Consider the following 25,499-nt stretch of genomic DNA (forward strand, 5'->3'; position numbering starts at 1 on the left):
ATGATGATCGACATCCGGGATTTGCAGGTCCGCTTCGGCCGGGGCGTCGACGCCGTCACCGCGGTGGACGGCGTCACCCTGTCGGTGCGGGAAGGGGAGAGCTTCGGCCTCGTCGGGGAGTCCGGCTCCGGCAAATCGACGGTCCTGCGCGCGGTCAGCGGCCTGAACGACGAGTGGACCGGCCGCATCGCCGTCGCCGGCGCGGAACAGGGACCGGTGCGGCAGACGGGCTTCTACAAACTCTGCCAGATGGTGTTCCAGGATCCCTACGGCTCGCTGCACCCGCGCCACACGGTGGACCGCATCCTGGCGGAACCCATCGCCATCCACGGGCTGGGCGATGCCGACGCCCGCATCGACCGGGTGCTCCGCGATGTCGGGCTCGGCCCCGCCTTCCGCTTCCGCTACCCGCACCAGCTGTCGGGCGGCCAGCGCCAACGCGTCGCCATCGCCCGCGCGCTGGTGCTGGAACCCCGCGTCCTGCTGCTCGACGAGCCGACCTCGGCGCTGGACGTGTCGGTGCAGGCGGAGATCCTGAACCTGCTGCGCCGGCTGCGGGCGGAGCATGGCCTGACCCTGGTTCTGGTCACCCACAACCTCGCCGTCGTCGCCAACCTGTGCGACCGGCTGGCGGTGATGAACCGCGGCCGTCTGGTCGAGGAGATGAGCGTCGAGGAGTTGCGCCGGGGTGCGGCGCGCCAGCCCTACACCTTGCAGCTCCTGCGCGCCAGCCAGGGCTACGACCGCGCGACGGCGGAGAGCTTCCGGGATTATGCGTGAGAGGGCGCCCTCCGCTTCGCCCTCACTCGGCCGCCAGAACCTGGGCGACCATGTCCGGCTGTTTTTCGATGACGCGCAGGTAGGACGCGACGGCGGCATCAGGCTCCCGCCGCCCCTGCTCCCACTCCTGCAAGGTGCGCAGCGGAATGCCGAAGCGCTCGGCGAAGGCTTCCTGCGACAGACCGGTCGAACGACGGACCCGCTTCGCCAGAGGCGGATGCCTCATGGCGGCAAGTTGCTCGTCGGTGAAAGTTTCGTGGTCGTTCATCGGGATCACCTTGGGTCTAGGATGCCGTTGCTCAAGCGTTGGCCTTGAAATAGTGGGCTGCTTCGCGTTTGTCGGCCTCCCGCACGGAAATGAATTTTACCCCCTCCGCACGTTCAGTATAGGTGACGGCGTAGACCTTGCCTTTGACCATGCCCAGCGCGTTGAAGCGCTCCTCGCCATAATCCATGGACAGATCGAGAGCTTCGATCAGATCGTGGTCACGAAGGACCTCGGCCCCAAAGGACAGGTCCAAGCCGTGCTTGCGGCGATTGAGCAGGTTCTTGACTGGATCGAAAGGCTCGCCCATGGAAACCAATACTACGTCATTGACGGAGTTTGTACCAGGGGGGATGTCACTTCAACCCAGCCGCACCACGAACAGCTTGTCCTCCGCCCCCTTGGCGGCGGACTTGTGGTCGGCGATGGCGGCGTTGATGGCGTCGGGGGTCAGCCCATCGCTGCCGGGTGGGATCACCACGGCGACCCCGCTGGCCGCCAGCAGCGGGAAGCGCCGCACGGCGCCATAGCGGTCCTTCGCCAGGAAGCCGCCGCTGACCCTGGTTTCGGCGTCGTACAGGCTTTCGGCATCGGAGCGGAACAGGGCCAGCAATTCCGCCAGCCGGGCAAGCACCTCGCCCTCCCCGCCGCCGCTGACTCCCAGGAAGAAGTCGTCGCCGCCGATATGGCCGGCGAAGGCGTCGGCGTCGATGGCCGCCCCGGCGCTGCCGGCCCAAGCCTTCAGCCGCTCGCTGAACATCAGGATGGCGCGGTCGCCCTGGCGGAAGCCGAAATTGTCGTTGAAGGGCTTGAAGTTGTCGAAATCCAGATAGGCCAGCACATGGCCGCGGCCAGGGTCGGCCAGCGCCCCTTCGATGTGGCGCAGGATCGCCGCATTGCCCGGCAGGCGGGTCAGCGGATTTTGGTCGGTCGCCATCGCAAGGTTGCGCTCATGCACCAGCCGCAGCAGCGCACCGCTCGACAGCACGCCGGCATAGGCGCCGCCCTCGACGATGACGATGCCGTCGGCGGCCGACTCGGTGGAGAAGGCCTCGATCACCCGGTCCAGCGGGGTGGAGATGTCGCAGACCGGCGAGCGGATGACCAGATCGTCCAGCCGGTCGCCCAGGCCGCGGTTGCGCAGCAGTTCGCCGCCGAAGCGCGAATAGACGAAGCGCTTGAGGTCGCGCTCGCGGATCAGGCCGAGCGGCCGGTCATGCTCGTCGATGATCGGTGCGATGGCGGCGCTGCCGTCGCGGCGGAAATAGTCCAGCAGCTCGGTCTTGCGCGAGTCGACCCGCAGCGGCGGCAGCCGTTCGATCACCTCCGACAGGCGGCGGTGCGACTCGCTGGGTTGGCGGCGGTCCTTGCGGTTCAGATCCTCGACCACCGGATAGCGGTTGGGCAGGGCGGTCAGATCGACGCGCGGCCGGGCGATCAGGAAGCCCTGGGCGAAGTCGCAGCCCAAATCCCGGCAGGTGTAGAACTCGGTGACGGTCTCCACTCCCTCCGCCACGATCTGGATGCCCAGCGCATGGGCATGGCCGGCCAGCGCCGCCACCAGCGCCCGCTTGCGCGCGTCCGCATCGATGCCGGCGATGAAGAAGCGGTCGATCTTCACATAATCCGGCCGCGCCTCGTACAGCGTGCGCAGCCCGGAATGGCCGACACCGAAATCGTCGATGGCGATGCCGGCCCCGCTCTGGCGGAAACGGTCGACCGCCGCGTCCACCGCGACGCCGCTGGGCACCGGGCGGCTTTCCGACAGCTCCAGCACGATGCCGCTGTTGCGCAAGGCGGCAGGGTCGCGGGCAAGCCAGGGCGCGTCGGGACGGCCGATCAGCCGGGCGTCCAGGTTCAGGAACAGCTTCGCTTCGTTCCAGCCCGGCAACGCGCGATAAGCGGCGACCGCCTTGGCATGCAGCGCGGTTTCCACCGTCGCCAGCAGGCCGGCGGCCTCGGCGGCGTCCAGCAGCTCGCCCGCGTTGGCGAAGCCGGTGCGCTCGAAGCCGCGCAGCAGCGCCTCATAGCCATGGCAGCGGCCGGAGCGCAACTGGACGATGGGCTGGAAGGCATAGCGCAGGGCACCGACCGCCGAGGCCCAATCGAACGATGCGGCATCATCGTCAGCGGAGCGGACGGCGTCCCAGCCCGCGCCATAGGAGTCGGCACGGTCGCTGTCCGGCCTTGCGGTTTTGGCTCCGGCTTTTGTGGTGGTCAGCACAGTCATCGCTCGGTCCGCCAGCGCCGATCGCGCATGGGGTCGGCATCCGCTTGTAACAGAGCTTGTTTGCGGTTTCATGACTGAAGGGTCACGTTGCTGTGCAACGCGATTACCCGCCTGAGAGGCGGGAGCCGGATCGGACCGGAAACTCTGGTTGATCAGATCCACTCACGCACACGGTGCGGTGGAATGCCGGTTGCCCGCTCCACCCACCATCGCTATGCATGCAATGGTGGGAACCGGGCGGCGGAGTGGCCACCGCCCGCGTCCCACCTACCGGGGAGCACTGAGTGGAAAAAGCACCCGTACTCCTGGTCCTGGTGCTTCAGTTGATCAAGGCGATCCTCGATCTGCTGAAGTAACCGGACCGGACAGGAGGGTGCGGTTGGCGCCGCACCCTCCTGTCCGCAAGAATATGGTCAAACCGCCCTCTGCCGCAAGATCCAGCCCACCACCGGAGCGCTCATCCGCACTGCTCCGGCTCAATCGGCCGGAGAGTGATCGCCCGGCCCCGGCCGGCTTGTCCCGAATCGAATCCTCGTATCGCCGAGCCCGCCTGCGCTATAGGAAGGCCCCCCTCTTTCAGAGTTGCGGTTCGGGGGAGGCGGTTCGGGTTTGAGCGGGAGGCGAGCGGGATGAAGGTCGGCATCGACATGGGGGCGACGAACGCGGGCAGCGCCGCGACTCTCGACCTGGAGGAGTTGCTGGCGACCCGTCTGCTGGTTCAGGGCAATTCCGGCTCCGGCAAGTCGCACCTGCTGCGCCGGCTGATCGAACAGAGCGCCCCATGGGTGCAGCAGGCGGTGATCGACCCGGAGGGCGACTTCGTCACGCTGGCCGAACGGTTCGGCCATGTGGTGGTGGAGGCCGACGCGCACAGCGAGGCAGCATTGCAATCCGTCGCCGCCCGCGTGCGCCAGCACCGCGTCTCCGTCGTCCTGAACCTGGAAGGGCTGGACGCGGAAATGCAGATGCGCCATGCCGCCGCCTTCCTCGGCGGGCTGTTCGATGCCGACCGCGATTTCTGGTACCCGATGCTGGTGGTGGTGGACGAGGCGCAGCTGTTCGCCCCGTCCGCCGCCGGCGAGGTGTCGGACGAGGCGCGCAAGGTCTCGCTCGGCGCCATGACCAACCTGATGTGCCGCGGGCGCAAGCGCGGGCTGGCCGGGGTGATCGCCACCCAGCGCCTGGCGAAGCTGGCGAAGAACGTCGCGGCCGAGGCGTCGAACTTCCTGATGGGCCGCACCTTCCTCGACATCGACATGGCGCGCGCCGCCGACCTCTTGGGCATGGAGCGCCGGCAGGCGGAGATGTTCCGCGATCTGGAGCGCGGCCATTTCATCGCGCTCGGTCCCGCCCTGTCGCGCCGGCCGCTGCCGCTGCGCATCGGCGCGGTGGAAACCCAGGGCCGCACCGGCAGCCCGACGCTGATGCCGCCGCCCACCACCCCGGTGGAGGACGCCCGCGACCTGATCTTCACCACCACCGGGCCGGAGCCGCCGCGCTACGTGCGCCGCCCCTCCACCTCGGCCAGCGCCGACCTGATGGCACAGCTGGCGCGCGGCCGCGCGGCCGCCCCGCCGCCGCCGCCCGACGACAGCGCCGCCGAACAGCCGGCGCTGCTGCCGCTGGAGCCTGTGGAAACGCCGGAGCAGGCCGCCGAACGCGAGGCCCAGTACGGCGAGGTGCTGACCGAGGTTCTGGCCGACCCGGAGGCGCCCTACCGCTCGCTCGCCGTCCTGTACCAGGATTTCCTGGTGCGCTGCCGCGGCCGCGGGGTCGATGGCGACCGGCTGGCCCTGCCCGCCTTCCGCCGCCGTCTGGCGACCGCCCGCGCCGGGGCCGGCAGCGGTGACGATCCCGCTTGGCAGCGGGCGACGGAGGTCGCCGCGACGCTGGCGGAGGACATCCAGCCGGTCTTCCTGCTCTTGGCCCGCGCCGCTCTCGACCACGCCCCCTGCCCGTCCGACGCCGACGTGGCGCGCGCCTGCGGCAGCCGGTCGAAGGGGCGGGGTCGCCGCCTGCTGACCTATATGGAACAGCGCGGCTTCATCGCCAGCCGCAGCGGCCTGGGCAACACCCGCGCCATCGCCCTGCCAGCGCTGGGCTGGGAAACCGCGCTGGGCGACCCCAACGCCGACGATGCCGCCGACGCCTCCGACGAGGGCGGGCTGTTCGCGGCGGGGTGAGCCCCTCAGCTTCCGGCGGTGGGCGCACTCACCGGCTTGCCGGGCTGGCCCCAGCTGGCGACGAAGTCGTTCACGCCGGGAACCGCCATCATGTGCGAGTCCTTGACGTAGACGAAGCGCTTCGGCCCGAAGCCGTATTCGGTCATCGTGATGCCGGCGGAGCGGCAGCGCTGATACTCGGCCGCGCCGATCGGGCGGTCGGAGGCCACCATGTCGGGATGGTCCAGCCCGACGCCGCCGCAGAAGGCGCGGAAGCCGGAGGCGGTGCCGCGGGCGTCGAGATGCGGCTTGGTGTCGGGACCGCCGGTGTATTTGGCGGCGGCCTGATCGATGGTGCCGCGCAGGGCCGGGCTGCCGACGATCCAGATGCCGCGGGCTTCCGGCGGCGGCTTGGGCACGGCCGGCGGCGGAAGGGCGGCGGTCTGTTGCGGCGGCGGCGTGAGGCCCGGCATCTGGCAGCCGGCCAGCGAAGCCGCAGCGGCAAGTGCGAGGGCCAGATGTTTGAAAGCCACTCTGCCGGCCGGAGCGGAAAAACGGGTCATCGGGCGTCTCTCTCCTCAAGGATCGTCAGGCCGCCGGGCGGCAAGGCCCGGAGGGCTCTGACAATGAGAACGCCCCTGGCCCGCTTCAACGGCACGCCCGCCATATGCCGATTGCCGTGTCCCGATGCGCCGCTCGCCATCCATGAACATTTCCGATAGGATGGCAGGAAACGATCACCATATGGAATGCATTGCCAATGTCCCTGCCCGACCTGGAGATCGACGCGCTGCGGGCCTTCGTCACCGTGGCGGAGGCCGGCGGCTTCACCGCGGCGGCGGAGCGGCTGGGCCGCACCCAGTCGGCGATCAGCGTCAAGATCAAGAAGCTGGAGGACATGCTCGGCCGCCGGGTGTTCGAGCGCACCAGCCGGTCGCTGGCGCTGACCCATGACGGCGAGCTGCTGATGGGCTATGCCCGCCGCCTGCTGGATCTGAACGACGAGACGGTGCGCCGTTTCGCCGAACCGGCGGCGGAGGGCGAGCTTCGGCTGGGCGTGGCCGAATATTTCCTGTCCGACCACCTGCCCCATGTGCTGCGCCGCTTTACGAAGCTGCACCCTCGCCTGCACATCGACGTCCGGGTGGGCATGTGCAGCGATCTGGTCTCGGCCCTGGACACTGGCGAACTGGACCTCGTCATCTCCCGCCGCGATGCCGGCGACACCCGCGGCCGGGCCATCTGGACCGAGCCGATGCGCTGGATCGCCGCCCCCGGGCTGGAGATCCCGGACGACGGCCCGCTGCCCTTCTGCGCCCTGCCGGCGCCCTGCGTCTTCCGCAACCGTGGACTGGCGGCGCTGGGTGAGACCGGGCGGTCCTGGCGGGTGGTCTATACCAGCGCCAGCGTCATGGGAGTGCAGGCCGCCGTCCGCGCCGGGCTGGGGGTTGCGGTGCTCAGCGACTCCTCGGTGCCCGACGGCGTGCGCCGGCTGGGAGTGGAGGACGGACTGCCCGAACTGGGCGACGTCGAAATGGCGATCTTCGGCGAGACGCCGCGCAACCGCCGCCTCGCCGAACCGCTGGTCGGCTTCATCGTCGAAAGCCTGGCGGCGATGCGCCCGGCCCGCCCGCCCCTCGCCCTGGCTGGTTGAGGGGGCTGGTTGAGGGGCAGGCCGGGCGCACCGGACGGATCAGAAGCCTTCCAGCACCACCTTGCCGCGGGCCTTGCCGGATTCGATCAGGGCATGGGCCTTGCGCAGGGTGGCGGCATCGATGCGGCCCAGCGTCTCGGTCAGGGTGGTGCGCAGCGTACCGGCATCGACCAGCCGCGACACTTCGGTCAGCAGCTCGTGCTGGGCGATCATGTCGTCGGTCTGGAACAGCGGCCGGGTGAACATCAGCTCCCAGTGCAGCGAGACGCTCTTGCGCTTCAGCAGGCGGATGTCGATGGGCTCCGGATCGTCGATCAGGCCGATATGGCCCTGCGGCGCCACCAGCTCGACCAGATCCTGGAAATGGCGGTCGGTCGCATTGGTGGAGAAGACGTAATCGACGCCGGTCAGCCCCAGCGCCTTCACCTGTTCCGCCATCGGCCGGCTGTGGTCGATCACGTCATGGGCGCCAAGCTCGCGCACCCAGTCGGCGGTCTCCGGACGCGACGCGGTGGCCAGCACCCGCACCCCGCTCAGCCGGCGGGCCAGCTGGATGGCGATGGAGCCGACGCCGCCGGCCCCGCCGACGATCAGCAGCGACTTGCCCTCGCCGCCATTTTTCCCGTCGCCCTCGCGCGGCAGGCCCAGCCGGTGGAACAGCATCTCCCAGGCGGTAATGGCGGTCAGCGGCAGGGCGGCGGCCTCGGCGACGCTCAGGCTGGCCGGGCGGGCGCCGACGATGCGCTCGTCGACCAGATGATATTCGCTGTTGGTGCCGGGCCGGTCGATGGAGCCGGCATAGAACACCGCGTCGCCGGCACGGAAGAGGGTCACCTCCGGCCCGACCGCCTCGACGATGCCGGCGGCATCGAAGCCCAGGACGCGCAGCTCGCCTTCGGTCGGCAAGGCGTTGCGGCGGACCTTGGTGTCCACCGGGTTGACCGACACCGCCTCCACCCGGACCAGCAGGTCGCGGCCGGTGGGGGTCGGGCGGTCGATCTCGACGTCGATCAGCGCGCCGGCATCGGCGATGGGCAGGGACTTGCGGAAACCAACGGCTTTCATGGCGGCCTCGTCTTCTGAATGGGTCTTCTGAATTGGGAAGACGTCGGGACACAGGATGGCGCCGCCGCCCCGATATGTGAAATTCATAGTTCTTCTTTCATCCATCGGATTCCGGGATGGACGAGGCATCGGCCGAACGGCTTCAAAATCATGACGCCAAAGAGGTATGGAATAGCCGGCCGGGCTGCGGTGTTCGTACAGATGACCGGTTTCACCGCCGAAGCCGGTCCGTCGTCAGACAGGAAGCACGGCCATGCCAACCAATCGTCTCCGCATCCTGACCGCCCTGCTCCTGGCTGCGGGGGGTGCCGCCCTGACCGGCTGCGTCGCCTACGATCCCTATTATCCCGCCTACAGCGAGCCGGTGGTGGTTCCGCCGCCGACCGTCTATGCCGTGCCGCCGCCGGTGGTGGTCGGGCCGGGCTATTACCGCCGCCCCTGGCACGACCATTGGCACGGCGACCGCGGCTGGGGCCCGGGACGTGGATGGGGCCCCGGCAGGGGACCGCGCGGCTGGCGCTGAGCCGGGGACGCCGACGGACCTCAGACGGCGTTGGCCGGCAGGCCGTCGCCGCAGTTGCGCAGAACCAGCACGGTGTGGTCGTCGTCGCTCACCGCACCGTCGCGCAGCAGGACCAGCGCCGCCAGCGTCGGCTCGACCCGGTGCAGGTCGCGGTGGATGAACAGGGCGGGCAGCCGGGCACACCCGCCGGTGTAGAGCACGACATGCTCCCCCGCTGCCCAGCGCAGATGGACCGAGGCGGGGGCCAGCGGATTGAAGCCGATCATCGCCCAGCGGGCGCCGAGCGCCGTGATCTCCTGCCGGCGCACCACCGCCCCGGCCAGGGTGCCGAGCGCCGTATAATCCACCGCACCGGCGTCGAAGCGCAGGACCGCGGCGGCCGACCGCCCGATCCGCGTCAGGGTCCGGTCGTGGGACAGCCCCAGTTCGGGCCGCCCCTTCAGGTCGCGCCGGATGGCGTTGACCACGACGGGAGCCGGCAGCCCCGGAACCGTGGCGGCGACCACCGCCTCCATCTGCCGCAGCACAGCGGGCGTCATCATTGTGGGGGGGGGAATTTGCGTGGCACCTTGCCCCTTGCCCTCCTCCGCACTGGAACCGGCATCGGTCTTGACGGGGGGCTCGGCGGGACCGGCATCGGCGGCCGTGTCGCCGTCGACCATCAGGGCGATGCCGCAGGGGCCGTCACTGCCACGGGCGGGGGCACAGCTGACGAACCAATGGTCGATGAAGGGACCGCCGCGCGCGGCGTCGCCGCCGCTCCGCTCGACCGTCACCGCCCCGGCCTGGGCCAGGGCGTCGGCCGGCGGGGCATCGTCCGCACCCGGCCGCAGGACACGGGCCAGCAGCGCGAGCCCGATGCCCGGCGTGGCATGAACATGGAACCGGTCGGCCTCGCCGCGAACGGACTCCAACACCGCGTCAAGCGCGGGGAGACCACCGTCCGGCGTTAACGGGGTCAGCGCGGCGGTGGCGGGATCGCGGTCGTAGGCCAGGCATTCGACGCCGGCCCCGCTGCGCATCCGGGCAATCAGGATGGTCCCGTCCGGCCGGCCAAGAGCATGGTCGGCCACCATGGTCACCAGCCGGTCCAGCCGGGCCGCCTCGTCCACCGGCAGCACCCCGTCGGCCCGTTCCGCCGCGATCCGACGCGCCGTGGCGATGTCGTCGGGCGACGCCACGGCGATGCGACGGTGACCATGATCGGGGAACATAGAACCGCTCCTGTCAGCGCTCTGGTTGCTCTTCCCCGGAACTTTACAATCCTCTTCCGGTCAAGCCCACGGAAAGCACTCGCCGGCCTTCAATTTTCGACCGGCCGTGTCCGAAGGAGCCGCAATCCGGCAAGGACGGGAACCCGCACAAGACAGCCCCGGGGATGGCGGCATCAGGATGCCGCCGCCTCCATCAGTGCGGCCGGGGCCGGCTGGCGGATGGACATGGGATGCGGCAGGTCACGGGCGCGCAGAATTTCCGCCGACTCCCAGAGACGCCCCAGGCCGACGATGGAGCGGCAGCCGGTCTTTTCCATGATGCGGGCGCGGTGGACCTCCACCGTCTTGATGCTGATGCCCAGCTCCCAGGCAATGGTCTTGCTCTGCTTGCCGTCGACGATCAGTTCCAGAACCTCCGACTCGCGGCGGCTCAGCAGGGCGAGCCGGCGGACGGCGTCGCGGCTGCGGTCGCGCTGCTGGGCATGCGGGCTGCCGGACGCCAGGCAGGCGCGCAGCCGCTCCAGGAAGGCCGGGATGGCGAAGGGGCGGGCGATGCAGTCGACCGCGCCGGCCTTCATCGCGGCGACGGCGGCGTCGACGTCGCCCTGCTCGGTCATCACCAGGACCGGCAGGTCGTGGCCGTGCAGCGAGGCCTCGGCCATGAACTCCATGGCGGTCATGTCCGGCAGGTCGCTGCGCAGGACGATGCAGGAGGACCCGGTGCCCAGCACGGCCAGCGCATCGGCGGCGGTGCTGTGGACACGGCAGGCGATGCCGACCGCGCCCAGCGCCCGCGAAAGCGTGCTGCGCGACATCAGGTCGCCATCGACGATGTGAACGAGGCAGGTGGTTTGCGGATAGGCGGGCGCGGAAATTTGCAGGGGCATCTTGGGACCTCCACCACATCGGGCCGGCGAACAGCGCCGGCTCTCCATAACGGTCGATCCGTGTCCGAACCGCCGCCATGACCGACATTTTAGCGGTCATCCCTTATTGACCGCTGCAATCGCGAGGGATAGCGGACCTGTCTAAAAGGATACCAGGGATACTACACCGGCGAAAACTCAAACAAGAACGCCGATCAATGCGCTATCCCACGGGACACCCCGAAACCAGACGGCGAACACCACAAGTATTTTCGCAAACTCCATACCCGGACGACCTATCCGCCGGCAGGAAACGCCGGCCAAACTTTATCACAAGACAAGAAAAGCCATCCAGTTGGTTTGTTGTGACCGCCGGGTTCAAAAATTATCTTCGCACGGATTTAACGTTCCGCGCGGCTTCCCCGGCCGCAACCCTGTGGCCGCTCAGGCCCGGCGGCGGGTCGCCAGGAGGATGCCGGCGGCGATCAAAGCGATGCCGACCCCATGATAGAGGTGCGGCTGCTCGCCCAGGAACAGGATGGCCAGCAGGCTGCCGAAGACCGGCACCAGATGGATGGCGAGGCCGGCGGTGTTGGGGCCGAGAAGCTCCACCGCCCGGTTGAAGCAGAGATAGGCGGCGATGGACGGGAACAGCACGGTGTAGCCGACCGCCAGCAGCGTGATGCCGCTGGCCTGGACCGGATGGCCGCCCAGGCTCTCCCAGACATAGAAAGGCAGCAGTTCCACCGCGCCGATGGCGAAGGTGACGACGACGAAGCTCAGCCCGTGGATCGCCGGCCGGCGGCGCAGCAGCGTGGTGTAGGCGGCATAGATCACCACAGCCGCCAGCATCCAGACGTCGCCGGCATTCAACTCCAGCCCCAGCAGGGTTCCCGGATCGCCGTGCGAGATCAGGGTCATCGCGCCGACCAGCGAGACGGCGATCCCCACCCCCTGCATCGCCCCGATCCGGTCGCGGAACAGGACGAGGCTCATCAGCACGATCATCACCGGCATCGACGACTGCAGCATCACGCAGTTCAGCGCGGTCGTCGTGTTGAGCGCGATGTACTGGAAGGTGTTGTAGATGCCGATGCCGAGCGTGCCCAGCAGCAGCACGCTCTTCCACCGCGCCAGGATCGGCGTGATGTCGTGGCGCAGATGCGGCCAGGCGAAGGGCAGCACCACCAGCATGCCCAGGAACCAGCGCCAGAAGGCCAGCCCGATGGGCGGCACCGACCCGGCGACCGCACGCCCCAGGACCGCGTTGCCCGCCCAGAACAGGGGCGGCAGCATCATCAGCAGCCAGGCCTGATCGGCGAGGCGGGATCCCTTGACGGAGGCGGTGCGGTCGGCGGGCATGGCGCTGTCCCGTGCGTTCAGCTGCGGCGGCGGGGCGAGGCGAAGACGCTCGCCGCGGTCACGGCGGCGCTGCGGTCGCCGCTGTCCTCGGCGCGGAAGACGCTTGCGCGGGGTTCGCGGCGGGGATGGCGCGGCGCATCGTCACGGCCTTCACCGCGGCCCTCGCCACGGCCTTCGCGGCCTTCGCGGCCTTCGCGGGCAGGCTTGGCGGGCTGGCGCATCTCGGCGTCGAGTTCGGCGATGCGCTTGACCAATGCTTCACGGATGGCGGGGGCCGCGTGGGCTTTCAGCGTCGCCAGCTGCTCCTTGAGCTGAACCAGCTGACGCTGCTTCTGCTCGCGGGTGCGCTTGATGGCGACGTTGTCGGAATGCTGGCCCTCGAAGGAGCGCATGGAACAGGCCCTCGTTTTAAAATACGGAAGTCAGGAGGCCGGCGCCCCACGCTGGGGCGCCCGGCAAGAGAGGGGCGGATTATTGGGAGGCGACCGCGGCAAAGCAAGGCGGACTTCACCTTGACTTTTCAGGATGGCGGGATGTCACGGCCAGGGGTGGGGGCAGGGTGGAACTCCGGCTCCCTTCCGGTCATCCGGCCAAAGAAAAAGGGCGCCCCCTTGCGGAGGCGCCCCTTTCCGAACCGAAGAACGGTCGAACGATAGGCTATTAGAAGCCCATGTCGTCCATGCCGCCCATGCCGCCCGGCATGCCGCCCGGAGCAGCCTTCTTCTCCGGCTTCTCGGCGATCATCGCCTCGGTGGTGATCAGCAGGCCGGCGATCGAGGCCGCATCCTGCAGGGCGGTGCGAACCACCTTCACCGGGTCGATGATGCCGGCGGCGACCAGATCGGTGAACTCACCCTTCTGGGCGTCGTAGCCGAAATTGGTGTCGTTCTGGTCGAGCAGCTTGCCGACCACGATCGAGCCGTCGGTGCCGGCGTTGTAGGCGATCTGACGGACCGGGGCCTGCAGGGCGCGACGGATGATGTCGATGCCGACGCGCTGCTCGTCGTTGACCGGGGTCAGGGCGTCCAGGGCCTTGGAGGCGTACAGCAGGGCGGTGCCGCCGCCGGCGACCACACCCTCTTCCACCGCGGCGCGGGTGGCGTGCATCGCGTCGTCAACGCGATCCTTGCGCTCCTTCACCTCGACCTCGGTCGCACCGCCGACGCGGATGACGGCGACGCCACCGGCCAGCTTGGCCAGACGCTCCTGCAGCTTCTCGCGGTCGTAGTCCGAGGTGGTCTCCTCGGCCTGGGCGCGGATCTGGCCGCAACGGGCTTCGATGTCGGCCTTGTCGCCGGCGCCGTCGACGATGGTGGTGGTCTCCTTGGAGATCACGACCTTCTTGGCGGTGCCCAGCATGTCGAGCGTGACGTTCTCGAGCTTGATGCCGAGGTCTTCGGAGATGACCTGGCCGCCGGTCAGGATGGCCATGTCCTCCAGCATCGCCTTGCGGCGGTCGCCGAAGCCCGGAGCCTTGACGGCGGCGATCTTCAGGCCGCCGCGCAGCTTGTTCACGACGAGCGTGGCCAGCGCCTCACCCTCGATGTCCTCGGCGATGATCAGCAGCGGACGCGAGGACTGGACGACGGCTTCCAGAACCGGCAGCAGCGGCTGCAGGCCCGACAGCTTCTTCTCGTGCAGCAGGATGAAGGGGCTCTCGAGATCCGCGACCATCTTGTCGGCGTTGGTCACGAAGTACGGCGACAGGTAGCCGCGGTCGAACTGCATGCCCTCGACGACGTCCAGCTCGGTGTCCAGGCTCTTGGCCTCTTCCACCGTGATGACGCCTTCGTTGCCGACGCGCTCCATCGCCTGGGCGATCATCTTGCCGATCTCGGCTTCGCCGTTGGCGGAGATGGTGCCGACCTGGGCGATCTCGTCGTTGGTCGTGACCTTCTTGGCGCGGGCCTGGATGTCGGCGACGACGGTCGAGACGGCCAGATCGATGCCGCGCTTCAGGTCCATCGGGTTCAGGCCGGCGGCGACCTTGGTCACGCCTTCGCGGACGATGGCCTGGGCCAGGACCGTGGCGGTGGTGGTGCCGTCACCGGCCAGATCGTTGGTCTTCGAGGCGACCTCGCGGACCATCTGGGCGCCCATGTTCTCGAACTTGTCGGCCAGCTCGATTTCCTTGGCGACCGACACGCCGTCCTTGGTGATGCGCGGAGCGCCGAAGGACTTCTCGATCACGACGTTGCGGCCCTTCGGGCCCAGCGTGACCTTCACGGCGTCGGCGAGGATGTCAACGCCACGCAGCAGCTTTTCGCGCGCGGAGGGGCCGAACTTGACGTCTTTGGCAGCCATGTCTCGATTCCTTTAACGTGTAAATTTCGAAGGGTACGGGCGGAGGACTTAGGCCTCGATGACGCCCATGATGTCGGATTCCTTCATGATCAGGTAATCGACGCCTTCGATCTTCACTTCGGTGCCCGACCACTTGCCGAACAGGATGCGGTCGCCGGCCTTGACGTCCAGCGCCACGACCTTGCCCGACTCGTCACGGGCGCCCGGGCCGACGGCGATGATCTCGCCTTCCTGCGGCTTTTCCTTGGCCGTGTCGGGGATGATGATCCCACCCTTGGTCTTGGTGTCGGACTCCAGACGCTTGACGACGACGCGGTCGTGCAGCGGGCGGAACTTCATGGAATGCCTCCTTGGATCAAGGCTTGGTTCTGACTGACGGAAATTGGCGCGGGCGGCGGCTGTTAGCACTCCAGCCCGGCGAGTGCCAGACAGCTAATCGAAGCGGATTATGGATTCAAGAGGCTCGTTTCGGAATTTGCCGCAAATGTCTGCAACACTCATCCGACACTGCTTATAGCACATTGATTTCAAATGATATTCCCTCATCTCGGCAGGCAGCCGGCACGGGCAAATTTCTTCAAACGGTCACGAGGAAACCGACCCTTCCGGCAGCGGACGCATCGCCGGGACAGCAAAAGGCTGGAGCCGGGCGCCAGATCCACCCGATCCTCCCAGCCGCTCCCTCACCTCCCGCACGTCACGCCTGTGATTGCCGTCACAGCGCCACCCGACGAAATTTCCTAAAATTTTAGAGAAATCGGCATTGGAGAGAGTGGAGGGCGCGATGATGGCGAAGCGGCGGGCGGACGGCTGGACCGGGACTCATGCGGCCGACCGCCTCGAACACAAGCGTCCGGCCCGAATCGCCGCCGCTCCGGGATCGGGCAAGCGGGCACGGTGGTGGGAGCATGAGAGCCGGCTGGTGGAGGTTCTGCTGGAGTTCACCACCATCGCCGGCCTGTTCGCCCTGCTGTTCGCTCTTTTCGTGCTGTTCGGCGCCGCCCAGACCTTGTCACCCTGACTTTATCAGCCCAGGTCCCGCGCAGAATTCTCCTGCCGCGCAGTCTCGGCGGCCACATCTCCGCAATTCGCGACAAATTGAAATCCACACTTCCCGCTCCGCGCGTATTCCCCATAGGATCGCCGCCGATACGGGCGGCACCACCCCGTCCGGCGCGCCAACCGGGAGTTTCCATCCATGACCACCCAGCCGGTCTGCCAAGCCGCGGTCGATCTTGTGAAGCATTTTGAAGGCCTTTACCTCAACGCCTACCTCTGCCCGGCCGGCGTTCCCACCATCGGTTACGGCCATACCGCCGGCGTGACGATGGGGCAGACCATCACCGTCGAGCAGGCCGATGCCTTTCTCGCCTCCGACCTTGCCCAGGCCGCCGGCCATGTCGACGCCCTGGTGACGGTGCCGCTGAACGACGACCAGCGCGGCGCGCTGGCGTCCTTCGTCTTCAACCTCGGCGCCGGCAGCCTGCAAAGTTCGACCCTGCTGAGGCTGCTGAACGAGGGCGATTATGCCGGGGCTGCCGGCCAGTTCGGCCGCTGGGTCTATGCCACGGTGAATGGCACGCCGACCAAGCTGCCGGGCCTCGTCGCCCGCCGCGCGGCCGAGGAGGCGCTGTTCCAGAGCCAGACCGCCCAGCCGAAGACCGGCGTCACCACCGCGGACGGCACCCCCTGATCCTGGCCTGATATCCGGGCCCGATATCCGGGCCCGATCCGGCCTTCCGGCAGGCGTCGGGCACGAGCCGTTTGACGGGACGGGATGTTCGCCCCACATTTGCGGACATCCCACCGCCGCGCTCCGGAATGCCGCCTTGACCGCCTTTGCCTCCGACAGCCTCGCCGCCGCCACCCGCCCCAATCCGAACCGGCCCATCGCCGTCTGGCTTCTGGTCTGCGCCGCCATGGTGCTGGCCATGGCCGTGATCGGCGCCATCACCCGGCTGACGGAATCCGGCCTGTCGATGGTGGAATGGAAACCGCTGATCGGCATTTTGCCGCCGCTGTCCTCGGCGGAATGGAACCGGGTCTTCGACCTGTACAAGGCGACGCCGGAATTCCGCATCTACAACAGCCACATGGATCTGGCCGGCTTCCAGTCGATCTTCTGGTGGGAGTGGTTCCACCGGCTGTGGGGCCAGCTGATCGGCTTCGTTTTCCTGATCCCCTTCCTGCGTTTCTGGATGCAGGGCCGCATCTCGTCGGAGCTGTGGCCGAAGCTGGCCGGCCTGTTCCTGCTGGGCGGGCTCCAGGGCGGCATCGGCTGGTTCATGGTGAAGAGCGGGCTGGTCGATTCGCCGAACGTCAGCCATTACCGGCTGGCCCTGCATCTCAGCACTGCCATCCTGATCTACGCCCTGCTTCTGCGCACGGCGCTGGGCCTGCTCGATCCGCTGCCGATGGCGGGCTGGCGGCCGGAGGCAGCGTCCCTGCGCCGCCACACCGGCTGGGCGCTGGGTCTGGTCGCCGTCACCATCGTCTGGGGCGCCTTCGTCGCCGGGTCGGACGCCGGCTTCGCCTACAACACATTCCCGCTGATGAACGGCCACTGGATCCCGCCGGAGGTCGACACGCTGACGCCCTGGTGGCTCAACCCGGTCGAGAACACCGCGGCGATCCAGTTGATCCACCGCGCGCTGGCGATCCTGACCGGGGTGGTCGTCCTGGTGCTGGCCGCCCGCGTCCTGAACGCCCGCCTGCCGGGACGCGCCGGCCGCGCGGCGCTGGCGTCGGGCGCCATGGTCCTGCTGCAAATCGCGATGGGAGTCGCCACGCTGCTGACCGTGGTGTGGACGCCCATCGCCGCCGCCCATCAGGCCGGCGCCATTCTGGTGGTGTCGATGCTGGTCTGGCTGCTGTTCGAACTGCGGCCGGTCGGGCGGGAATAACGCGCGTCGTATTCTTGCCGGCTTGCGGGCGCGGCCGGCAAGATCGACACGGATTGCACGGATTTAAGCACGGATTACACGGATTTTTTATGGCTTGCCGGCGCGGATGCTCCCCGACAAGCCGAAGCCTCGCGGAGGAACATCCGTGAAATCCGTGTCCTAATCCGTGAAATCCGTGGAAAATTTGCCAGACACGCCCGCACCCCGCGAAAGCGCGAGGCGCCGCGTCACGCCCCTTCGGCCAGATCGTACATCGCGTCGATGTCGGCGATCAGAACCTTGTTGCCTTCCTGGAGCGAGATCACCCCGGCGGTCTTCAGCTGGGTGAAGGTGCGGCTGACGGTTTCGGTGGTCAGGCCCAGATAGTCGGCGATGTCGGCCCGGCTCATCGGCACGAAGACCGGGTTTTCCTTGTGGCCGCGGCGGGCGGCGCGCTGCGACAGCATCAGCAGGAAGGAGCAGATCTTCTCCTTCGCCGTCTTGCGGCCGAGCAGGAGCATCTGGTCCTGTGCCGCGGCCAGCTCGTTCGACGCCATCGAGAACAGGCGCCGCTGCATCTTGGGGAATTCCTCCAGCAGCGCATCGATCTTCTTGCGCGGGAAGCGGCAGAGCGAGGCGCTGGTCACCGATTCGGCGGTGTAGGCATAGCTGTCGTTGACCGCCAGCCCAAGGAAATCGCCGGTCACCAGGAATCCGGTGATCTGGCGGCGCCCGTCCGGCAGCAGCTTGTACAGCTTCACCGTCCCGGACGTGACGTTGTAGAGCGCATCGGCGGCGTCGCCCTCGGCGAACAGGGTGTGGCCGGAATCGATGCGCACATTCTGCAGAATGTCGGCGAGACGGCGCAATTCCTCGGGTTCCAGCGCGGCGCACACCGTCAGGCTGCGCACGGGACAGGCCCCGCAGGGATTCATTTCCGTCGCAGCGCTCTTTTCCCGAGCGCGAACCATATCAAAAGGTGGCATGGAGGAACCCAGCCTTTCATTCCGCATGGGCCCATATTGGTGGCAATCGCTCAGAATCGCAACCTTGCACGCATACAACCTTTTTATGCCCATACGGGTTTTGGCACTATTGCCCGCGGACGGCCTCCACCGGCTTGGCCGGTTCACCGCCCGCGCGGGGTGCAGCCGGCAGATCGTCGTCGAACAGGACGCGGTGGGCCGCCCCGTCCAGATCGTCAAACTGGCCGGATTTCAGCGCCCACAGAAAGGCCGCCAGCCCCAGTCCGCCCAGGCTCAGCGCGATCGCGATCAGATAGAGAAGCTCGTCCATCACCCGAATCCTTACCCGGCAGTTCCCGAACGGCGATGTTCCGCACGGGAAGATCCTTGACGACGGCGCCGCGGGCCAGCCGCAGCGCGTTCAGAATGACGATCAGTGACGACGACGACATCGCCAGCGCCGCCAGCAGCGGCGTCAGCATGCCACCCATCGCCAGCGGCACGGCGCACAGGTTATACACCAGGGCGATCCCGAAATTCTGCCTGACCAGACGGCCGGACCGGCGGGAAACCTCCACCGTCTCGACGATCGGGCGCAGCAGCCGGCCCTGGAACACCACGTCGGCCGCGGTCTGGCTGACATCCACCGCGGTGGAGGGCGACATCGACACCGCGGCGGCGGCCAGCGCCGGGGCGTCGTTCAGCCCGTCGCCGACCATCAGCACGGTGCGGCCCTGCCCGGCCAGTTCGGCCAGCGCCGCGGTCTTGTCGGCCGGCGTCTGTTCGGCCCGCCAGTCGGCGATGCCCAGCCGCGCCGCCACCGCCGCCACAGCACCCCGGCGGTCGCCCGACAGCAGCTTCACCTCCAACCCACGCGCCTTCAGCGCCGCCACCACCGCGGCGGCGTCGGGGCGCGGGGCGTCGAGGAAGACGATCCGCCGCGGCTCCTCGCCCGGACGGGCCAGCCACAGCTCCGGACCGGCGGCATCCTCCGCCTCCAGCGGCGCGCCGGTGAAGCGGCGGCTGCCCAGCCGCACCTCGCCCTCCGCCGTCTGCAGGGACAGGCCGGCGCCGGCGATCTCGCGCACCCCCGCCGCCACCGGCACCTCGGGTGCGGCGGCGGCCAGCGCACGGGCCAGCGGGTGGCGGCTGGCCGCGGCGAGCGAGGCCGCCAGCGCCAGATCCTCCACCGACAGCCCCTCCGCCGACAGCCCCCCAGCCGCCAGTCCGTCCAGCTGCGGCACCGGGCGCCCCTCGGTCAGGGTACCGGTCTTGTCGAACACCACCGTGTCGATGGCGGCGAGCCGCTCCAGCGCGGTCGGGCTTTTCAGCAGGGTGCCCTGGCGCATCAGCCGGCCGCTGGCGATCACCTGCACCACCGGCACGGCCAGAGCCAGCGCGCAGGGGCAGGTGATGATCAGCACGGCGATGGCGTTCATCAGCGCGTCCTGCCACACCACCCCGCCCAGCAGCATCCAGCCGGCGAAGGTGGTCAGCGCGGTCAGATGGACGACGGGAGCGTAGAGGCGGGACACCCGGTCGGCGATGGCGACATATTTGGCGCGGCCCTGTTCCGCCACCTCCATCAGCCGGACGATCTCGGCCAGCAGCGTGCCCTCGCCCACCGCGGTGACGGTCAGGCGCAGGGGTGCGGTCAGGTTGAGCGTGCCGGCGAAGACCTGATCGCCCGGCCGCGCGGTGCCCGGCACCGTCTCGCCGGTGATCAGGCCGGTGTCGAGGTCGGACACGCCGTCGGACACCCGGCCGTCGACGGGGATGCGCTCGCCGGCCGCGACCAGGATGGTGGTTCCGGCAACGACCTGCTCTGGCGCCACCACAGCGCTGGTGCCGTCCTCTTTCAGGATGGTGACTGCGTTGGCGCGCAGGCCCAGCAGCTGTTCCGCCGCCGACCGCGCCCGGCCGCGCGCCCGCTGGTCGAGATAGCGGCCGACCAGCAGGAAGAACAGCAGCATGACGCCGCCGTCGAAATAGGCATGCTCGCCGCTGTGGATGGTCTCGAACAGGCTCATGCCGGTGGCGAGCAGCACGCCGATGGTGATCGGCACATCCATGTTGGTGCGGCCGTGCCGCAGAACCGACAGCGCCGAGCGCGCGAAGGGACGCAGCGCGTAGGCGATGGCCGGCATGCAGATCAGCGCCGAAATCCAGTGCATCAGGTCGCGGGTGGCGGTGCCCATGCCCTGGCTGTGGCCGGCCCAGACCGACACCGACAGCAGCATGACGTTGCCCATGGCGAAGCCCGCCACCGCCATGGCGCGCAGCAGTTCCTTCTCGCTCTTCGCCTGGGCGCCACCCAGCTGGTCGGGATCGAAGGGAACGGCGCGGTATCCCAGCTGGGCCACGGTGCCGACCACCGCGTTGGCGTCGGTCGCTTCGGGCGTCCAGCGCACGGTCAGCCGCCGCGTGGTCATGTTCATGCGGGCCTGGGCGATGCCCGGCTGGCGGTTGAGCGCCGATTCGATCAGCCAGACGCAGGCCGCGCACTGCATGCCGTCGACCATCAGGTGCAGGCTGCGGCTGCCGTCCTGCTCGTCGCGGGCATGCGGTTCGTAATCGACCGCCGGGGTGTCGTCGGGACGCAAGGGGCGGGCGGTGGGATCGACGCTGCGGCGCTCGTAATAGCGCTCCAGCCCCAGCCCGCGCACGAGGTCGTAGGCGGCGGCGCAGCCGGTGCAGCAGAACGGACCGGCGCCATCGCCGGCAGTCAGGCTGCCAGCTTGCGCATTGTCGCCCAGCTCTTGCCCGCAATGGAGGCAGACGGTCATCTCGACATCACCCTGACTGTCCCGGCCGCGTCGCGCCGTTACTGAACCCAGACGCGCTTCTGGTCCTGATAGTCGCCGCTGGCGTGGGTGATGACGAAGCGCATGTCCCACTGGCCTTCCAGATCCAGTTCCACCGGGGCGCCATAGCGGCCCTCGCCCAGATAGGGCAGCGACAGGGTCTTGTCATGCCCCTCGGAGATCGGACGGATCATCGTCACGGTGACGGCGGCATCCTTCAGGACCTGGCCCTGCTTGTCGCGGACGGTGATGGCGATCACGCCCTTGCGCGGTTCGGTGCTGGTGAAGTCCGGCTGGACCTGCCAGCCGCGTTCCGCCTGGGCACGGGCGCCGGCCAGATCGCTGTTGTAGCCGAGCCCCTTGATGAAGTGGTTCTCGGTCTCGATCCCGGTCCAGCTCGACACCGCGAAATGGACCATCACCCCGTTCACCGCCAGGACGATCATGAAGACGCCGACGAAGATCCAGGGGATGTACCATCCCGGCTGGCGCGGCGCCTTCAGGCGTTTCGGCGGGAGGGGGCGGTTTCCGGTGGTGGTGCTGATGCTCATGTCGCTGGCTGCCCTTCGACTGGTCGGCGGCGTTTGATCGCGGGCACTATGGCGACCGATTGCCGCAGGGACATTGCGATGGATCAAATGACAGGAAGTTAACGAAACCGCCGGTCCCGCACCTGTCCCGCGCCGCATGTCCCGCAAAGAAAAAGGCGTCGGGGAGTGACCTCCCCGACGCCCCCTCCGGTCGGTTCCGCAACGGCCCGCCCGGGCTTCGGCTTACTTGCCGCCGCCCAGGTTGTGGACGTAGACGGCCAGCGACTTGATCGTCGCATCGTCCAGGCGCTTGGACCAGGCCGGCATGACGCCGGCGCGGCCGTTGGTCACCGTCTCGACCAGCGTCTGCTTGTCGCTGCCGTAGAGCCAGTTGGCCTGCTTCAGCGGCGGAGCTCCGACACCGTCGACACCGGCGGCAACCGAGCCCTGGGCCGCATCGCCGTGGCAGGCGGCGCAGTTCTCGTCATAGACGGCCTTGCCCTTGGCGGCCTTGCCCGCATCGGCGGTCTTGCCGTTCAGCGACAGCACATAGTCCGTGACCTGATCGATCTGGTCGCGGTTGAGGATGCCGTCCTTGCCGAAGGCGGTCATGCCGACGTTCGGCGTGCCGCGGGTGTCGCCGTCATCCGAGCGGATGCCGTGCTGGATGGTCTTGTAGATGTCGGCCGAGGAGCCGCCCCACAGCCACACGTCGTCGGCCAGCGTCGGGAAGCCCTTGGCGCCCTGGCCGCCGGCGCCGTGGCAGGCGGCGCAGTTCTCGTTGAAGTAGGACCGGCCGCCGGCCATCGCGAAGCCCAGCAGGTCCTTGTCCTTCTGGATTTCGTCGACCGACTTGGCGGCGATGGCGGTCAGGTACTTGGCCTGGCCGGCCTTCGCCTCCGCCAGCTTGGTGTCCAGCTCCTCGCGCTGGGAATAGCCCAGGATACCCTTCGTGTAGGTCTTGCCCAGCGGCCAGGCCGGGTAGAACACGTAGTACACCATCGCCCAGGCGATGCAGACATAGAAGAGATACAGCCACCACTTCGGCAGCGGATTGTTCAGCTCGCGCAGTCCATCCCACTCGTGGCCGGTGGTCTCGACGCCGGACAGCTCGTCCTTGTAATTCTGTGCCATGGTCTAAAGCTCCTGACCATCATCCTTGAGCGGGATCTGGGCGGCGTCGTCGAAGGTGCGGCGGTTGCCGGGCCACATGGCGTAAACCAGGATGCCCGTCAGCAGCAGCATCAACCACACCGTCCAGAAGGACCGAAGCATCACCGTGATCGAATCCAAGTCCATGGATTCCTCCCCCGATTACTGCTGCAGCTGCTTGGACTGGTACTTGGTGAAGTCCACCATGGTGCCCAGCACTTGCAGGTAGGCGACGAGAGCGTCCATTTCGGTGACGGTCTTTTCGCCGGTGAAGTTCGCCACCACGGCCTTCGGGTAGCGCTTCATCAGCCCGGCGGTGTCGCCGTCGGGGTTCTTCTGCGCTTCCAGGTCGGCCTTGGCGTTGGCGATCTGCTCGTCGGTGTAGGGAACGCCGACGATCTTCAGCGTCTTCAGGTGGTCGCCGATGTCGCCGTAGCTCAGCGGACGCTCCTTCATCCAGCCGTAGGTCGGCATGATCGACTCCGGCACGACCGCGCGCGGGTTCACCAGATGGGCGACCTGCCAGGCGTTGGAGTATTTGCCGCCGACGCGGGCCAGATCGGGACCGGTGCGCTTGGAGCCCCACTGGAACGGATGGTCGTACATCGACTCCGCGGCCAGCGAGTAGTGGCCGTAGCGCTCGACCTCGTCACGGAACGGACGGATCTGCTGGCTGTGGCAGTTGTAGCAGCCTTCGCGCAGGTAGATGTTCTGCCCGGCCAGTTCGAGCGGGGAGTAGGGACGGACCCCCTCCACCTTCTCGATGGTCGATTCGATGGTGAAGAGCGGGACGATCTGAACCAGACCGCCGATCGACACGGTGATCAGCACGAGCACGATCAGCAGAAGGGTGTTCCGCTCGATCAGGTCGTGGCTGAAGCCCTTTTTATCCTGAGCCATTTCTCGCATCCTTCCCTAGCGTCAGGCCGCGCCGACCGTCGCCTTGTGCGGCGTGGTGACATAGGGCTTCTCGATGCGGACATCGCCCTTCGCCGTGCGCCACAGGTTGTAGACCATGATGAGAGCGCCGGTGACGAACAGGACGCCGCCCATCGCGCGGATCACGTAGAACGGGTGCATCGCCGCGACGGTCTCCACGAAGGAGTACTGCAGGAAGCCCAGGTTGTCGTAGGCGCGCCACATCAGGCCCTGCATGATGCCCGACACCCACATGGCGGTGATGTAGAGCACGATGCCGATGGTGGCGGTCCAGAAGTGGTAGCTGACCAGGCGCATGCTGTAGAGCTGCGAGCGCTTCCACAGCACCGGCACGAGATAGTAGATCGCGCCGAACGAGACGAAGGCGACCCAGCCGAGAGCGCCGGAGTGCACGTGGCCGACCGTCCAGTCGGTGTAGTGCGACAGGGCGTTGACCGGCTTGACCGACATCAGCGGGCCTTCGAAGGTCGACATGCCGTAGAAGGCGACCGAGGTGACCAGGAAGCGCAGGACCGGATCGGTGCGCAGCTTATCCCAGGCGCCCGACAGGGTCATGATGCCGTTGATCATGCCGCCCCAGGACGGCATCCACAGCATGACGGAGAAGGTCATGCCCAGCGTCTGCGCCCAGTCCGGCAGGGAGGTGTAGTGCAGGTGGTGCGGACCGGCCCAGATGTAGAGGAAGATCAGGGTCCAGAAATGGACGATCGACAGGCGGTAGGAATAGACCGGCCGCTCGGCGCGCTTGGGCACGAAGTAGTACATGATGCCCAGGAAGCCGGCGGTCAGGAAGAAGCCGACCGCGTTGTGGCCGTACCACCACTGCACCATGGCGCTCTGCACGCCCGACACGAAGGTGTAGGACTTCATGCCGAACAGCGACACCGGAACGTTGATGTTGTTGCCGATGTGCAGGATCGCGACGGTGAGGATGAACGCCATGAAGAACCAGTTCGCCACATAGATGTGCGACTCGCGCCGCGTCATCACCGTGCCGATGAACTGGACCGCATAGAGCACCCAGGTGACCGTCAGGTACAGGTCGAGGATCCATTCGGGCTCGGCGTATTCCTTGCCCTGGGTGAAGCCCAGGACGTAGCTCAGCGCCGCGAGCACGATGAAGACGTTGTAGTTCCAGAAGATGAACTTCGCCAGCCCTTCGCCCCCGAAGAGATACTGGCGGCACGTCCGCTGGACCGAATAGAGCGAAGTGGCGAACAGCACATTGCCGCCGAACGCGAAAATCACGGCCGAGGTGTGGACGGGGCGCAGGCGCCCGAAGCTCGTCCACTCCAGCCCGAGATTCAGCGCCGGGAAAGCCAGCTGCAGAGCGATGAAGGTGCCGGCCAGGAAACCGACCACGCCCCAGAACACTGCAGCGATCACGAAGAGTCGGATGGCGTCCTCATGGTAACGCACGTCTTCCGACACCCGCTGGCTGCCCAGGGTGGCCCCTGAAGTCAGAGTCGCTGATGTCATACAATCTCTCCCGTTTGCCCCGGGCGGCCGCGGGGCCGCGCCTTCTGGGTTGCACCACCACTGGGTACGTACTGTTAAGGAGCGGGACAGGTTGCACTCGGAAATGCCGAAAGGGACGCCGGGCGCGCCTGTCTCCAATGGCGCCCACTATGTGGATGGGGGGGTTCAGCAACATTGATCTACGTCAACGACCCTTCCGCCCCGGGGCTGCCATCGTTCAGTGTCCTTGCAATCGGCCGGGCTGAAATGGACGACGGTTTCATCGCTAAACCCCTTGGTCGGCGCCAGATCGACCAGGCTTACCCGCTGGTCTGCGCCCTGGC

General features: G+C 67.8%; 26 protein-coding genes. 7 read left to right on the forward strand and 19 right to left on the reverse strand.

Going from position 1 to position 25,499, the window contains the following annotated elements; all coding sequences use genetic code 11:
• Entirely contained in the window at nt 1-780 is a 780-nt protein-coding gene (locus tag TSH64_RS26320) for an ABC transporter ATP-binding protein (RefSeq protein ID WP_109449583.1), read from the forward strand.
• A 22-nt stretch (nt 781-802) separates the two neighbouring features.
• On the opposite strand, the gene TSH64_RS26325 is transcribed toward TSH64_RS26320, so the two are convergent.
• From TSH64_RS26325 to TSH64_RS26335, 3 genes are read right to left on the reverse strand one after another with little or no spacing between them, the layout of a single operon-like run.
• Nucleotides 803-1,048 carry a helix-turn-helix domain-containing protein gene (locus tag TSH64_RS26325; RefSeq protein ID WP_109449585.1) on the reverse strand — a complete coding sequence of 82 codons (246 nt, stop codon included), beginning with the start codon at nt 1,046-1,048 and terminating at the stop codon, nt 803-805.
• Nucleotides 1,049-1,079: 31 nt separating this feature from the next.
• A complete protein-coding gene (locus tag TSH64_RS26330) occupies nt 1,080-1,355 on the reverse strand; it encodes a BrnT family toxin (RefSeq protein WP_109449587.1) in 276 nt (91 codons plus the stop codon).
• A gap of 51 nt (nt 1,356-1,406) precedes the next feature.
• Nucleotides 1,407-3,275, reverse strand: a complete 1,869-nt coding sequence (locus TSH64_RS26335; protein WP_109449589.1) for a GGDEF domain-containing protein — start codon at nt 3,273-3,275, stop codon at nt 1,407-1,409.
• A gap of 629 nt (nt 3,276-3,904) precedes the next feature.
• Here TSH64_RS26335 and TSH64_RS26340 point away from each other — a divergent pair.
• Nucleotides 3,905-5,458, forward strand: a complete 1,554-nt coding sequence (locus TSH64_RS26340; protein WP_109449591.1) for an ATP-binding protein — start codon at nt 3,905-3,907, stop codon at nt 5,456-5,458.
• A gap of 5 nt (nt 5,459-5,463) precedes the next feature.
• Here TSH64_RS26340 and TSH64_RS26345 read toward each other — a convergent pair whose 3' ends face one another.
• Complete coding sequence (locus TSH64_RS26345) at nt 5,464-6,000, reverse strand: substrate-binding domain-containing protein (RefSeq protein WP_109449593.1); 537 nt, start codon at nt 5,998-6,000, stop codon at nt 5,464-5,466.
• Between the two features lie 197 nt (nt 6,001-6,197).
• Here TSH64_RS26345 and TSH64_RS26350 point away from each other — a divergent pair, with 197 nt between their 5' ends.
• Nucleotides 6,198-7,091, forward strand: coding sequence for a LysR substrate-binding domain-containing protein (locus tag TSH64_RS26350; protein ID WP_109449595.1), 894 nt, complete (start codon nt 6,198-6,200; stop codon nt 7,089-7,091).
• 39 nt (nt 7,092-7,130) lie between these two features.
• Here the strand turns inward: TSH64_RS26350 and TSH64_RS26355 are convergent, their stop codons facing one another.
• Nucleotides 7,131-8,156, reverse strand: coding sequence for a zinc-binding alcohol dehydrogenase family protein (locus TSH64_RS26355; RefSeq protein WP_109453052.1), 1,026 nt, complete (start codon nt 8,154-8,156; stop codon nt 7,131-7,133).
• Nucleotides 8,157-8,409: 253 nt separating this feature from the next.
• Here TSH64_RS26355 and TSH64_RS26360 point away from each other — a divergent pair, with 253 nt between their 5' ends.
• Complete coding sequence (locus tag TSH64_RS26360; protein WP_109449597.1) at nt 8,410-8,679, forward strand: hypothetical protein; 270 nt, start codon at nt 8,410-8,412, stop codon at nt 8,677-8,679.
• 20 nt (nt 8,680-8,699) lie between these two features.
• Here TSH64_RS26360 and TSH64_RS26365 read toward each other — a convergent pair whose 3' ends face one another.
• The 6 genes from TSH64_RS26365 to groES all read right to left on the reverse strand — a co-directional run bounded on the left by TSH64_RS26365 (nt 8,700) and on the right by groES (nt 14,764).
• A complete protein-coding gene (locus TSH64_RS26365; RefSeq protein WP_109449599.1) occupies nt 8,700-9,893 on the reverse strand; it encodes a hypothetical protein in 1,194 nt (397 codons plus the stop codon).
• Nucleotides 9,894-10,066: 173 nt separating this feature from the next.
• A complete protein-coding gene (locus TSH64_RS26370) occupies nt 10,067-10,780 on the reverse strand; it encodes a LuxR C-terminal-related transcriptional regulator (protein WP_109449601.1) in 714 nt (237 codons plus the stop codon).
• 423 nt (nt 10,781-11,203) lie between these two features.
• The gene (locus TSH64_RS26375; RefSeq protein WP_109449603.1) at nt 11,204-12,121 is read right to left on the reverse strand and encodes a DMT family transporter; all 918 of its coding nucleotides are present in this window, start codon (nt 12,119-12,121) and stop codon (nt 11,204-11,206) included.
• A gap of 17 nt (nt 12,122-12,138) precedes the next feature.
• Nucleotides 12,139-12,513 carry a hypothetical protein gene (locus TSH64_RS26380; protein WP_109449606.1) on the reverse strand — a complete coding sequence of 125 codons (375 nt, stop codon included), beginning with the start codon at nt 12,511-12,513 and terminating at the stop codon, nt 12,139-12,141.
• A 268-nt stretch (nt 12,514-12,781) separates the two neighbouring features.
• A complete protein-coding gene (groL, locus tag TSH64_RS26385) occupies nt 12,782-14,425 on the reverse strand; it encodes a chaperonin GroEL (protein WP_109449608.1) in 1,644 nt (547 codons plus the stop codon).
• 48 nt (nt 14,426-14,473) lie between these two features.
• Nucleotides 14,474-14,764 (reverse strand): co-chaperone GroES, encoded by a 291-nt coding sequence (gene groES, locus TSH64_RS26390; protein WP_042702035.1) that lies wholly within the window; start codon nt 14,762-14,764, stop codon nt 14,474-14,476.
• 445 nt (nt 14,765-15,209) lie between these two features.
• Here groES and TSH64_RS26395 point away from each other — a divergent pair, with 445 nt between their 5' ends.
• The 3 genes from TSH64_RS26395 (at nt 15,210) to TSH64_RS26405 (ending at nt 17,328) form a co-directional block, all read left to right on the forward strand.
• Nucleotides 15,210-15,446: a hypothetical protein gene (locus TSH64_RS26395; RefSeq protein ID WP_109449610.1), complete on the forward strand. Its 237-nt coding sequence runs from the start codon at nt 15,210-15,212 to the stop codon at nt 15,444-15,446.
• Nucleotides 15,447-15,623: 177 nt separating this feature from the next.
• A complete protein-coding gene (locus TSH64_RS26400; RefSeq protein WP_109449612.1) occupies nt 15,624-16,118 on the forward strand; it encodes a lysozyme in 495 nt (164 codons plus the stop codon).
• Between the two features lie 136 nt (nt 16,119-16,254).
• On the forward strand, nt 16,255-17,328 hold the full coding sequence (locus TSH64_RS26405; protein ID WP_109449614.1) for a COX15/CtaA family protein: 1,074 nt from the start codon (nt 16,255-16,257) through the stop codon (nt 17,326-17,328).
• A gap of 227 nt (nt 17,329-17,555) precedes the next feature.
• Here TSH64_RS26405 and TSH64_RS26410 read toward each other — a convergent pair whose 3' ends face one another.
• The 8 genes from TSH64_RS26410 to ccoN form a co-directional block, all read right to left on the reverse strand.
• A complete protein-coding gene (locus TSH64_RS26410; protein WP_247873158.1) occupies nt 17,556-18,218 on the reverse strand; it encodes a cyclic nucleotide-binding domain-containing protein in 663 nt (220 codons plus the stop codon).
• A 181-nt stretch (nt 18,219-18,399) separates the two neighbouring features.
• A complete protein-coding gene (gene ccoS / locus TSH64_RS26415) occupies nt 18,400-18,603 on the reverse strand; it encodes a cbb3-type cytochrome oxidase assembly protein CcoS (protein ID WP_109449618.1) in 204 nt (67 codons plus the stop codon).
• The gene (locus tag TSH64_RS26420; RefSeq protein WP_109449620.1) at nt 18,509-21,058 is read right to left on the reverse strand and encodes a heavy metal translocating P-type ATPase metal-binding domain-containing protein; all 2,550 of its coding nucleotides are present in this window, start codon (nt 21,056-21,058) and stop codon (nt 18,509-18,511) included. The genes ccoS and TSH64_RS26420 overlap by 95 nt, the downstream gene beginning before the upstream one ends.
• 38 nt (nt 21,059-21,096) lie before the next feature.
• On the reverse strand, nt 21,097-21,627 hold the full coding sequence (locus TSH64_RS26425; RefSeq protein ID WP_109449622.1) for a FixH family protein: 531 nt from the start codon (nt 21,625-21,627) through the stop codon (nt 21,097-21,099).
• A 222-nt stretch (nt 21,628-21,849) separates the two neighbouring features.
• On the reverse strand, nt 21,850-22,740 hold the full coding sequence (ccoP, locus tag TSH64_RS26430) for a cytochrome-c oxidase, cbb3-type subunit III (protein ID WP_109449624.1): 891 nt from the start codon (nt 22,738-22,740) through the stop codon (nt 21,850-21,852).
• Between the two features lie 3 nt (nt 22,741-22,743).
• The gene (locus TSH64_RS26435; protein WP_012972963.1) at nt 22,744-22,905 is read right to left on the reverse strand and encodes a cbb3-type cytochrome c oxidase subunit 3; all 162 of its coding nucleotides are present in this window, start codon (nt 22,903-22,905) and stop codon (nt 22,744-22,746) included.
• 15 nt (nt 22,906-22,920) lie between these two features.
• Nucleotides 22,921-23,658, reverse strand: a complete 738-nt coding sequence (gene ccoO, locus TSH64_RS26440) for a cytochrome-c oxidase, cbb3-type subunit II (protein WP_109048083.1) — start codon at nt 23,656-23,658, stop codon at nt 22,921-22,923.
• 21 nt (nt 23,659-23,679) lie between these two features.
• Complete coding sequence (gene ccoN / locus TSH64_RS26445) at nt 23,680-25,176, reverse strand: cytochrome-c oxidase, cbb3-type subunit I (protein WP_109449626.1); 1,497 nt, start codon at nt 25,174-25,176, stop codon at nt 23,680-23,682.
• Nucleotides 25,177-25,499 lie beyond the last annotated feature (323 nt).

Origin of the sequence: Azospirillum sp. TSH64, assembly GCF_003116035.1 — a bacterium.
GTDB lineage: Bacteria > Pseudomonadota > Alphaproteobacteria > Azospirillales > Azospirillaceae > Azospirillum.